General features: G+C 57.2%; 7 protein-coding genes. 6 read left to right on the top strand and 1 reads right to left on the bottom strand.

Annotated features, from left to right (window positions below):
- The first annotated feature begins 219 nt into the window (after positions 1 to 219).
- The 4 genes from metA (at position 220) to aceK (ending at position 6145) form a co-directional block, all read left to right on the top strand.
- On the top strand, positions 220 to 1149 hold the full coding sequence (gene metA / locus AC3WOK_RS22305; protein WP_059312978.1) for a homoserine O-acetyltransferase MetA: 930 nt from the start codon (positions 220 to 222) through the stop codon (positions 1147 to 1149).
- 270 nt (positions 1150 to 1419) lie between these two features.
- The gene (gene aceB, locus AC3WOK_RS22300) at positions 1420 to 3021 is read left to right on the top strand and encodes a malate synthase A (RefSeq protein WP_059312977.1); all 1602 of its coding nucleotides are present in this window, start codon (positions 1420 to 1422) and stop codon (positions 3019 to 3021) included.
- A 31-nt stretch (positions 3022 to 3052) separates the two neighbouring features.
- Positions 3053 to 4357: an isocitrate lyase gene (gene aceA / locus AC3WOK_RS22295; protein ID WP_492355122.1), complete on the top strand. Its 1305-nt coding sequence runs from the start codon at positions 3053 to 3055 to the stop codon at positions 4355 to 4357.
- Positions 4358 to 4405: 48 nt separating this feature from the next.
- Positions 4406 to 6145 carry a bifunctional isocitrate dehydrogenase kinase/phosphatase gene (gene aceK, locus AC3WOK_RS22290; RefSeq protein WP_447854939.1) on the top strand — a complete coding sequence of 580 codons (1740 nt, stop codon included), beginning with the start codon at positions 4406 to 4408 and terminating at the stop codon, positions 6143 to 6145.
- 68 nt (positions 6146 to 6213) lie between these two features.
- Here the strand turns inward: aceK and iclR are convergent, their stop codons facing one another.
- The gene (gene iclR, locus AC3WOK_RS22285) at positions 6214 to 7041 is read right to left on the bottom strand and encodes a glyoxylate bypass operon transcriptional repressor IclR (RefSeq protein ID WP_074164757.1); all 828 of its coding nucleotides are present in this window, start codon (positions 7039 to 7041) and stop codon (positions 6214 to 6216) included.
- A gap of 193 nt (positions 7042 to 7234) precedes the next feature.
- Here iclR and metH point away from each other — a divergent pair, with 193 nt between their 5' ends.
- Entirely contained in the window at positions 7235 to 10918 is a 3684-nt protein-coding gene (gene metH, locus AC3WOK_RS22280) for a methionine synthase (protein ID WP_447854941.1), read from the top strand.
- A gap of 116 nt (positions 10919 to 11034) precedes the next feature.
- Entirely contained in the window at positions 11035 to 12666 is a 1632-nt protein-coding gene (locus tag AC3WOK_RS22275) for a Na/Pi cotransporter family protein (RefSeq protein WP_059312972.1), read from the top strand.

Genomic DNA, 12666 nt, shown 5'->3' with positions numbered 1-12666 from the left:
GATGGTAGTGTGGGGTCTCCCCATGTGAGAGTAGGGAACTGCCAGGCATCAATTAGAAGAACCCCGTACCGTAAGGTCGGGGTTTTTTGCTTTTGTTTTCTCCTCTCCCTGAAACTTTCTCACCTTCGACTTGCAGACTCGACATTCCGATCGTTTCTCGGTATCGTTAGCTGTCTGGATGTCTAAACGTTTATACGTATATTGTGAGGAAGTCAGGTTATGCCGATTCGGGTGCAGGACGAGCTACCAGCCGTCAATTTCTTACGTGAAGAAAACGTCTTCGTTATGACGGCTTCGCGTGCGACAGGTCAGGAAATTCGCCCGCTGAAGGTACTCATTCTCAATTTGATGCCGAAAAAGATCGAAACAGAGAACCAGTTCCTGCGTTTGCTTTCTAACTCCCCGCTGCAGGTCGATATTCAATTGCTGCGAATCGATGCCCGTGAGTCACGTAACACGCCTTCTGAGCACCTAAACAACTTCTACTGCAACTTCGATGACATTCAGGGTGAAAACTTCGACGGACTGATTGTGACCGGCGCCCCGCTGGGCCTGGTTGAATTTAACGATGTCGCCTACTGGCCACAGATCAAACAGGTCCTGGAGTGGGCAAAAGATCACGTCACGTCCACATTGTTTGTCTGTTGGGCGGTACAAGCCGCACTGAATATTCTTTATGGCATCCCCAAGCAAACCCGTACTGAAAAACTCTCCGGCGTATACGAACACCACATTCTTCATCCACATGCGTTGCTGACACGTGGTTTCGATGACTCTTTCCTGGCACCACATTCTCGCTACGCCGATTTCCCGGCCCAGCTGATTCGTGATTACACCGATCTGGAGATCCTGGCCGAAACGGAAGATGGAGATGCTTATCTGTTTGCCAGCAAGGATAAACGTATTGCTTTTGTGACCGGGCATCCTGAATACGATCCGCATACTCTCGCGTCAGAGTATTTCCGTGATGTCGAAGCGGGTCTTAATCCGGAAGTACCGTACAACTATTTCCCAAAAGACGATCCGCAGAACAAACCAAGAGCGACCTGGCGCAGCCACGGGAATTTACTTTTTACCAACTGGCTCAACTATTACGTCTACCAGATAACGCCATACGATCTGCGTCACATGAATCCGACGCTGGAGTAATCTTCTGCATTAAACGATCCTAAAGCGTTTCAGCTATTCAAATCAGGCACCTTCGGGTGCCTTTTTTATTTCCGAAATGCCACTCACCATTCGATCAAACTTTAATCTCAATAAAATCAACAAATTAATTCCATTTAATAATTAAAATGGAAATTGTTTTTGATTTTAGAAAAAATATAGATAGTCTTAATTCTGCTGAGCGAAAACTACCCAACGATCTTTCGTTCGCATCGGGGGCGTGATTTTGGATCTTTGATGAGGAGCAGAGTAATGACTCAACAGGCAACGACGGTCGATGAACTGGCCTTTACCCAGCCGTATGGCGAGCAAGAACAGCAGGTTTTGACGCCAGAAGCGGTAGAATTTCTGACTGAGCTGGTGACCCGCTTTACGCCACAGCGTAATAAGCTGCTGGCGGCACGTATTCATCAGCAGCAGGAAATTGACGATGGCAAGTTGCCTGGTTTCATTTCGGAAACCGCTTCCATTCGCCGTGGTGAGTGGAAAATTCGCGGCATTCCTGAAGATTTACAGGATCGTCGCGTTGAGATCACCGGTCCGGTAGAGCGTAAAATGGTGATCAACGCCATGAACGCGAATGTTAAAGTCTTTATGGCCGATTTCGAAGACTCGCTGGCGCCGGACTGGCGTAAGGTCATCGAGGGGCAGATCAACCTGCGCGACGCTGTAAACGGCACCATCAGCTATACCAACGAAGCCGGTAAAATTTACCAGCTTAAACCGAACCCGGCGGTTCTGATCTGCCGCGTTCGCGGGCTGCATCTGCCCGAAAAACATGTCACTTGGCGTGGGGAAGCCATTCCGGGGAGCCTGTTTGATTTTGCGCTCTATTTCTTCCACAACCATAAAAACCTGCTGGCAAAAGGTAGCGGCCCTTATTTCTACCTGCCGAAGACCCAATCCTGGCAGGAAGCGGCCTGGTGGAGTGAGGTGTTCAGCTACGCGGAAGATCGTTTCAACCTGCCGCGCGGCACCATCAAAGCCACGCTGCTGATTGAAACGCTGCCTGCCGTGTTCCAGATGAACGAAATTCTGCATGCCCTGCGCGACCACATCGTCGGCCTGAACTGTGGGCGCTGGGATTATATTTTCAGCTACATCAAGACCCTGAAAAATTATCCCGATCGTGTGCTGCCCGATCGCCAGGTCGTTACCATGGATAAACCGTTCCTGAGCGCCTACTCGCGTCTGCTGATCAAAACCTGCCACAAGCGCGGCGCCTTTGCGATGGGCGGCATGGCGGCCTTTATCCCGAGCAAAGATGCTGAGCGTAACAATCAGGTGCTCAACAAGGTGAAAGCCGATAAAGAGCTTGAAGCACGTAACGGCCATGACGGGACGTGGATCGCGCATCCGGGTCTGGCGGATACGGCAATGGAAGTCTTTAACCGCGTACTCGGTGACAATAAAAACCAGCTGTTCGTCACGCGCGAAGACGATGCCCCGACGGCTGAAGAACAGCTGCTGGCACCGTGTGCAGGTGAACGTACCGAAGAGGGCATGCGCGCAAATATTCGCGTTGCCGTGCAGTACATCGAAGCGTGGATCTCCGGTAACGGCTGCGTACCGATCTACGGCCTGATGGAAGATGCCGCGACGGCAGAGATCTCACGCACCTCGATCTGGCAGTGGATCCACCATCAAAAAACGCTCAGCAACGGCAAGCCGGTGACCAAATCCCTGTTCCGCCAGATGCTGGCTGAAGAGATGCGGGTGATCCAGGACGAGCTGGGCGAACACCGCTTCAGCAGCGGACGTTTTGACGACGCCGCGCGCCTGATGGAGCAAATCACCACATCTGATGACTTAATCGACTTCCTGACCCTGCCGGGCTACCGCTTCCTGGCGTAACTCACCACATAACAATATGGAGCATCTGCACATGAAAACCCGTACCCAACAAATCGAAGACTTAAAGAAAGAGTGGACACAGCCTCGCTGGGAAGGCATCCGCCGTCCTTACAGCGTGGAGGAAGTGGTGAAATTACGCGGCTCGGTCAACCCGGAATGCACGCTGGCCCAGAACGGTGCGGCGAAAATGTGGAAGCTGTTGCACGGTGGTTCCAAAAAGGGCTATATCAACAGCCTCGGTGCGCTGACCGGCGGTCAGGCGCTGCAGCAGGCGAAGGCGGGCATTGAAGCTATTTATCTCTCCGGCTGGCAGGTCGCGGCGGATGCCAACCTGGCGTCCAGCATGTATCCGGATCAGTCGCTCTATCCGGCTAACTCCGTGCCATCGGTCGTGGATCGGATCAACAACACCTTCCGCCGTGCGGATCAGATCCAGTGGGCCGCAGGTATTGAGCCAAACGATCCGCGCTTTATTGACTACTTCCTGCCGATCGTCGCGGATGCAGAAGCGGGTTTTGGTGGCGTGCTGAACGCCTTCGAGCTGATGAAATCGATGATTGAGGCCGGTGCAGCGGCCGTTCACTTCGAAGATCAGCTGGCGTCCGTGAAGAAGTGCGGACACATGGGCGGGAAAGTTCTTGTCCCAACCCAGGAAGCGATTCAGAAGCTGGTTGCGGCCCGTCTGGCGGCTGACGTGCTCGGCGTGCCGACGCTGGTGATTGCCCGTACCGATGCTGACGCGGCGGATCTGATCACCTCTGACTGCGACCCGTACGACAGCGAGTTTATTACCGGCGAGCGTACCAGCGAAGGGTTCTATCGCACCCATGCGGGCATTGAGCAGGCGATCAGCCGTGGCCTGGCGTACGCGCCGTACGCGGATCTGGTGTGGTGTGAAACCTCCACGCCGGATCTGGCGCTGGCAAAACGCTTTGCCGACGCCATCCACGCGAAATACCCGGGCAAGCTGCTGGCCTACAACTGCTCGCCGTCCTTCAACTGGCAGAAAAAGCTGGATGACAAAACCATCGCCAGCTTCCAGCAGCAGCTGTCCGACATGGGCTACAAATACCAGTTCATTACCCTGGCAGGCATCCACAGCATGTGGTTCAACATGTTCGACCTGGCTCATGCGTATGCACAGGGCGAAGGCATGAAGCACTATGTTGAGAAGGTGCAGCAGCCGGAATTTGCGGCGGGCAAAGACGGTTATACCTTCGTCTCTCACCAGCAGGAGGTGGGAACCGGTTACTTTGATAATGTGACGACCATCATTCAGGGCGGCACCTCCTCCGTCACGGCATTAACGGGATCAACCGAAGAAGCACAGTTCTAATCTTTTCCCCCTCTCCCCTCTGGGGAGAGGGGTGGGTAAGGGGAATATATGTCGCGTGGCCTGGAATTGCTGATTGCCCAAACCATTTTGCAGGGCTTTGATGCCCAGTATGGTCGTTTTCTGGAAGTGACCTCCGGCGCGCAGCAGCGCTTCGAACACGCTGACTGGCATGCGGTTCAGCAGGCGATGAAGCAGCGTATCCATCTCTACGACCACCACGTGGGGCTGGTGGTGGAGCAGTTGCGCTGTATCACTGACGGTAAAAGTCCGGATGCGGAATTTTTACTGAGCGTCAAAGAGCATTACACCCATTTGTTACCCGACTACCCGCGCTTCGAGATTGCGGAGAGCTTTTTTAACTCCGTCTATTGCCGGTTATTTGACCACCGCTCATTATCTCCTGAGCGGTTATTTATTTTCAGCTCCCAGCCTGAGCGACGCTTTCGAACCATCCCGCGTCCGCTGGCGAAAGATTTCTTTCCCGAGCGCGGCTGGGAAAAGCTCCTGCACCGCGTCTTAACGGATTTGCCGCTGCGCTTGCCCTGGGAAAATAAAACCCGGGATATCGGTTATATCCACGCGCATCTCAACGAAATCTTCGGCGCGGAGGTGCTCAGCCGCAGTCATTTGCAGGTCGCCAACGAGCTTTTCTACCGCAATAAAGCCGCATGGCTGGTGGGCAAACTGGTTACGCCAACCGCTATTGTGCCGTTTCTGCTGCCGATTCACCGTACCGACGACGGGGAACTGTTTGTCGATACCTGCCTGACCACCGGCGCCGAAGCCAGCATCGTATTTGGCTTCGCCCGCTCCTATTTCATGGTGTACGCCCCGCTGCCAGCCGCTCTGGTGGAGTGGCTACGCGAGATCCTGCCGGGCAAAACCACCGCCGAGCTGTATATGGCGATTGGCTGCCAGAAGCACGCCAAAACGGAAAGCTACCGGGAGTACCTGCGCTATGTCACCACGGCGGATGAGCAGTTCATCGAAGCGCCCGGCATTCGCGGCATGGTAATGCTGGTGTTTACGCTTCCGGGCTTTGACCGCGTATTTAAGGTGATTAAAGACAGGTTTGCGCCACAGAAAGAGATGACCGCAGCCCATGTTCGCGCCTGCTACCAGCTGGTTAAAGAGCACGATCGCGTCGGACGCATGGCGGATACCCAGGAATTCGAAAACTTTGTGCTGGATAAGCAGCAGATCGATCCGGCGCTCATGACGCTTTTACTGCAGGAAGCCTCCGGCAAAATCACCGATCTTGGCGACAAAATCGTGATAAGCCATCTCTACATAGAACGCCGCATGGTGCCGCTCAATATCTGGCTGGAACAGTCCGACGGCCAGGCGCTGCGTGATGCCATTGAAGAGTACGGGAACGCAATTCGCCAGCTTGCCGCCGCCAATATCTTCCCGGGCGATATGCTGTTTAAAAACTTCGGCGTCACCCGCCACGGGCGAGTGGTGTTCTACGATTATGACGAAATTTGCTACATGACCGAGGTGAATTTCCGCGATATCCCGCCGCCCCGCTACCCGGAAGATGAGCTTTCCGGTGAACCGTGGTACAGCGTATCGCCGGGGGACGTGTTTCCCGAAGAGTTTCGCCACTGGCTGTGCGCCGACCCGCGCATCGGGCCGTTATTTGAAGAGATGCATGAGGATCTGTTCCGCGCCAGCTACTGGCGCGGGCTGCAAACGCGGATCAAAAATGGGCATGTGGAAGATGTGTACGCTTACCGACGCAAGCAGCGGTTTAGTGTCCGATTTTCTCCCTCTCCCTCAGGGTGAGGTCAACATGTTTTCTCCCTCTCCCTGTGGGAGAGGGCCGGGGTGAGGGCATCAGGCCGCACTCAATCTTAACGGATCCCACCGTACGCCAGCGTCACCTCTTTCGCCGCCTTGATCACCAGCGCACCCAGTTCGGTCACGCGGTCATCGGTCATCCGCGAAATCGGCCCGGAGATAGATATGGCCGCAAACGGCTCGCGGTGCTCGTCGAAAATACAGGCCGCCAGGCAGCGCAGCCCCAGGGCATGTTCTTCATCATCAAACGAATAGCCGCGCTTGCGGGTCAGGGCCAAATCTTCTTTCAGATGCACCGGCGACACCAGGGTGGCGTGGGTATAGGCGGGGAGCCCTTTACGGTGTAGTAGCCCCGTCACCTGCTCCTCGCTCAGCTGCGACAGAAACGCTTTACCCGCCCCGGAGGCGTGCATCGGCAGCTTGCCGCCGATCGGCGCGGACATGCGCATCAGCTGCGTGCACTGCACCTGGTCGATAATAATCGCCTGGTGGTCGCTCTGGTCCAGCACCGCCAGGTTGACCGTCTCGCCGGAGTCTTCCATCAGCTTGCGCAGAATCGGATGCACAATCGCCAGCAGGTTGCGACTCTGCAGGAAGCTGCTGCCGACGATAAACGCATGCGCGCCCACCGCCCAGTGCCCCAGTTCGCCAACCTGGCGGACAAAGCCCAGCTGCTGCATGGTGGTCAGCAGCCGGTGCGTAGTGGAGTTCGGCAGGCCCGCCTGCTGCGCCAGCTCCGTCAGGGCCACGCTGCTGTGCGACTCGGCTATCCACTCCAGCAGCTTCAGACCGCGCGTGAGCGATTGAACCTGTCCGCCCTGTTGTGCGGCGGTGGTGGCAGCAGGCTTTCTGCCGCGTTTAGCGGGAACGGTCGCGACCATGACGATCTCCTTTTTCTGTATCGTGGAAATCATTTTCGTTTTATTTGGTGAATTTGCAACCGTTATCCTGACTGATCGGAGGAGTGATGGTGAACATGTCTCATGTTACCCCTGAGCGGCTTTTCCACCCTGCGAGATTATGCCAGTATGGAACGCAGCCTTTTGGCCATGTTGAGCGTTGTCGGGAGCAAGTGTGAGCAGCAAAGTAGAGCAACTGCGTGCGCAGTTAAATGAACGAATTCTGGTGCTGGACGGCGGCATGGGCACCATGATCCAGGGCTATCGCCTGAGCGAAGACGATTTCCGCGGCGAACGCTTCGCTGACTGGCCATGCGATCTGAAAGGGAACAACGACCTGCTGGTGCTCAGCAAGCCGTCCGTGATTAAGGATATCCATAACGCGTACTTCGAAGCGGGTGCGGATATCGTTGAAACCAACACCTTTAACTCGACAACCATCGCCATGGCGGATTACCAGATGGAATCCCTGTCGGCGGAAATCAACTATGAAGCCGCGAAGCTGGCGCGCGCCTGTGCAGACGAGTGGACGGTCCGCACGCCGGAAAAACCGCGCTACGTGGCTGGGGTGCTTGGCCCTACCAACCGCACTGCATCGATTTCACCGGACGTGAACGACCCGGCATTTCGTAACATCACCTTTGACCAGCTGGTTGCGGCCTACCGTGAATCGACCAGAGCGCTGGTGGAAGGCGGTTCCGATCTGATCCTGATTGAAACGGTGTTCGATACCCTCAACGCCAAAGCCGCGATTTACGCGGTGAAAGAGGAGTTCGAGGCGCTGGGCGTTGACCTGCCGATCATGATTTCCGGCACCATCACCGACGCCTCGGGCCGTACGCTGTCCGGCCAGACAACCGAAGCGTTTTACAACTCTCTGCGCCACGCGGAGGCGCTCTCCTTCGGCCTGAACTGCGCGCTGGGGCCGGATGAACTGCGCCAGTACGTCCAGGAGCTGTCGCGCATCGCGGAATGCTACGTTACGGCCCACCCGAACGCCGGTCTGCCGAATGCGTTTGGTGAGTACGATCTGGATGCCGACACCATGGCGGCGCAAATCCGCGAGTGGGCCGAGTCCGGCTTCCTGAATATCGTCGGCGGCTGCTGCGGCACCACGCCGGAGCACATCGCCGCCATGAGCAACGCCGTGGCCGGGTTGCCGCCGCGCAAGCTGCCTGAGCTTCCCGTTGCCTGTCGTCTTTCCGGCCTGGAGCCGTTGACCATCGGCGACGACAGCCTGTTTGTGAACGTGGGTGAGCGAACTAACGTTACCGGCTCGGCGAAGTTTAAGCGCCTGATCAAAGAAGAGAAGTACAGCGAAGCGCTGGACGTTGCCCGCCAGCAGGTGGAAAGCGGCGCGCAGATTATCGATATCAACATGGATGAGGGGATGCTCGACGCCGAAGCGGCGATGGTGCGTTTCCTCAACCTGATTGCCGGTGAGCCGGACATTGCCCGCGTGCCGATCATGATTGACTCCTCCAAATGGGAGGTCATCGAAAAAGGGCTGAAGTGCATCCAGGGCAAAGGCATCGTCAACTCCATCTCGATGAAAGAGGGGGTTGATATCTTTATCCACCACGCGAAGATGGTCCGCCGCTACGGTGCCGCCGTGGTGGTGATGGCCTTCGACGAAGTGGGCCAGGCGGATACCCGCGAGCGCAAAATTGAGATTTGCCGCCGCGCGTACAAAATTTTGACCGAAGAGGTGGGCTTCCCGCCGGAAGACATTATTTTCGACCCGAACATCTTCGCCGTCGCGACCGGGATTGAAGAGCACAACAACTACGCGCAGGACTTTATCGGCGCGTGTGAAGACATTAAGCGCGAGCTGCCGCATGCGCTTATCTCCGGCGGCGTGTCGAACGTCTCGTTCTCGTTCCGCGGCAATGACCCGGTGCGCGAAGCGATCCACGCCGTGTTCCTCTACTACGCCATCCGCAACGGGATGGACATGGGGATCGTTAACGCCGGCCAGCTGGCGATTTACGACGACCTGCCAGCGGAGCTGCGCGACGCGGTGGAAGACGTGATCCTTAACCGCCGAGACGACGCGACCGAACGCATGCTGGACCTGGCGGAGAAATACCGCGGCAGCAAATCTGACGAGGCGGCCAACGTTCAGCAGGCGGAGTGGCGTTCCTGGGACGTGAAAAAACGTCTGGAATATTCGCTGGTCAAAGGCATCACCGAATTTATTGAACTCGACACCGAAGAGGCGCGACAGCAGGCCTCCCGCCCGATTGAAGTGATTGAAGGCCCGCTGATGGACGGCATGAACGTGGTCGGCGATCTGTTCGGCGAGGGCAAAATGTTCCTGCCGCAGGTGGTGAAATCCGCTCGCGTGATGAAGCAGGCAGTGGCGTATCTCGAGCCCTATATCGAAGCCAGCAAAGAGAAAGGCTCCAGCAACGGTAAAATGGTCATCGCCACCGTGAAGGGCGACGTGCACGACATCGGCAAGAACATCGTCGGCGTAGTGCTGCAGTGTAATAACTACGAAATTATCGACCTTGGCGTGATGGTCCCGGCGGATAAAATCCTCAAGACCGCGCGCGAAGTGAATGCCGACCTGATTGGCCTCTCCGGGCTGATCACGCCGTCGCTGGACGAAATGGTCAACGTGGCAAAAGAGATGGAGCGTCAGGGCTTCACCATTCCGCTGCTGATTGGCGGGGCGACCACCTCGAAAGCGCACACGGCGGTGAAAATCGAACAAAACTACAGCGGCCCGACGGTGTACGTGCAGAACGCCTCGCGCACGGTCGGCGTGGTCTCCGCGCTGCTCTCCGACACCCAGTGCGATGACTTTGTGGCGCGCACCCGTAAAGAGTACGAAACCGTTCGCATCCAGCACGGGCGCAAGAAACCGCGCACGCCGCCCGTCACGCTGCAGGCGGCGCGCGATAACGATCTGGCCTTTGACTGGTCGAGCTATACGCCCCCGGTCGCGCATCGTTTGGGCGTGCAGGAGGTAACCGCCAGCATCGAAACGCTGCGCAACTACATCGACTGGACGCCGTTCTTTATGACCTGGTCGCTGGCAGGCAAATATCCGCGCATTCTGGAAGATGAGGTTGTCGGTGAAGAGGCGAAGCGCCTGTTTAAAGACGCTAACGACATGCTTGATAAGCTGAGTGCGGAGCAAACCCTTAATCCGCGCGGCGTGGTCGGCCTGTTCCCGGCGAACCGCGTGGGCGACGATATCGAAATTTATCGTGATGAAACCCGCACCCACGTGCTGGCGGTCAGCCGCCATCTGCGCCAGCAAACAGAAAAAGTGGGTTTTGCCAACTACTGCCTGGCCGATTTCGTCGCACCGAAGTTAAGTGGTAAAGCCGACTATATCGGTGCCTTTGCGGTAACCGGCGGTCTGGAAGAAGATGCGCTGGCGGACGCGTTCGAAGCGCAGCACGACGATTACAATAAAATCATGGTGAAAGCGATTGCCGACCGCCTGGCGGAAGCCTTCGCCGAGTACCTGCACGAGCGGGTGCGCAAGGTGCACTGGGGCTACGCGGCCAATGAGAACCTCAGCAACGAGGATCTGATCCGCGAAAACTACCAGGGCATTCGCCCGGCACCGGGCTACCCGGCCTGTCCGGAACACACTGAAAAGGGCACCATCTGGACGTTACTGGACGTAGAAGCGCATACCGGCATGAAGCTCACCGAGTCGTTCGCCATGTGGCCGGGCGCGTCCGTCTCCGGCTGGTACTTTAGCCATCCGGACAGCAAATACTTCGCCGTCGCGCAGCTGCAGCGCGATCAGATCGAAGATTATGCCCTGCGCAAAGGAATGAGCGTTGCTGAGGTTGAGCGCTGGCTAGCGCCGAATTTAGGCTACGACGCGGACTGAGGTCACTTTTCCTTACAACAAACAGGGCGCTCATTGGGCGCCCTGTCTCTTTCTTACGTTTAAACCCTTATACTGAACCTAAGGAAAACGAATAACGATAAGGAGGAAAACCTTCCGTGCTGACCCTGTTACATCTGCTCTCTGCAGTCGCACTGCTCGTCTGGGGCACCCATATCGTCCGTACCGGCGTGATGCGGGTCTTTGGTGCCCGTTTACGTACCGTTCTCAGCAGCAGCGTTGAGAAGAAGCCGCTCGCCTTCTGCGCGGGCATTGGCGTAACGGCGCTGGTTCAGAGCAGTAACGCCACAACCCTGCTGGTCACCTCCTTTGTGGCGCAGGATCTGGTGGCACTGGCTCCGGCACTGGTTATTGTGCTGGGTGCCGACGTGGGTACCGCGCTGATGGCGCGTATCCTGACGTTCGATCTCTCCTGGCTGTCTCCGCTGCTGATTTTTGTCGGCGTTATCTTCTTCCTCGGCCGCAAGCAGACGCGGGCCGGACAGCTTGGGCGCGTGGGGATTGGCCTGGGGCTGATCCTGCTGGCGCTGGAGCTGATTGTGCAGGCGGTCACGCCTATCACCGAGGCCAACGGCGTGCAGGTCATCTTTGCCTCCCTGACCGGTGACATCATGCTGGACGCGCTGATCGGCGCGGTGTTTGCCATCGTCAGCTACTCCAGCCTGGCCGCCGTGCTGCTGACCGCAACGCTCACCGCTGCGGGGGCGATCTCCTTCCCGGTGGCGCTGTGCCTGGTGATCGGGGCTAACCTCGGCTCTGGCCTGCTGGCGATGCTCAATAACAGCGCCGCCAACGCTGCCGCGCGTCGCGTGGCCCTCGGCAGCCTGCTGTTTAAGCTGGTGGGTAGCCTGCTTATCCTGCCCTTTATCCATCCCCTGGCGAACCTGATGGACAACCTCCCGCTGCCGAAGGCGGAGCTGGTGATCTATTTCCACGTTTTCTATAACTTGGTGCGCTGCCTGGCGATGGTACCTTTCGCTGAGCCGATGGCCCGATTCTGCGAACGCCTTATTCAGGATGAACCGGAGCTGGACGCGCGCCTGAAACCGAAGCATCTGGATACCTCCGCGCTGGATACCCCGGCGCTGGCGCTGGCGAATGCCGCTCGCGAGACGCTGCGCATGGGCGACGCCATGGAAACCATGCTCGAAGGCCTGCAAAAGGTGATGCACGGCGAGCCGCGAGAAGAGAAAGAACTGCGCAGGCTGGCGGACGATATCAACGTGCTTTATACCGCCATCAAGCTTTACCTGGCGCGTATGCCGCAGGATGAGCTGGCGGAAGAGGAGTCCCGCCGATGGGCGGAAATCATTGAGATGTCGCTTAACCTTGAGCAGGCCTCAGATATCGTTGAGCGCATGGGCAGCGAGATCGCCGACAAATCCCTTGCCGCGCGTCGGGCGTTTTCAGGTGAAGGCCTGAAGGAGCTGGAGGCGCTGCACGAACAGCTGGTGAGCAACCTGAAGCTGGCCATGTCGGTCTTCTTCTCCAGCGACGTGCCGAGCGCGCGCCGCCTGCGCCGCAACAAGCATCGCTTCCGCATTCTTAACCGTCGCTACTCGCACGCCCACGTTGAGCGTCTGCACCAGCAGAACGTGCAGAGCATCGAAACCAGCTCGCTCCACCTGGGGCTGCTGGGCGATATGAAACGCCTCAACTCGTTGTTCTGCGCGGTGGCCTACAGCGTGATGGAACAACCGGATGAAGATGACGAGCGGGATGAGTATTAA

The organism is Enterobacter sp. FW301-JW81 (assembly GCF_058788735.1).
This window is presented reverse-complemented; position numbering and strand designations above follow the sequence as displayed.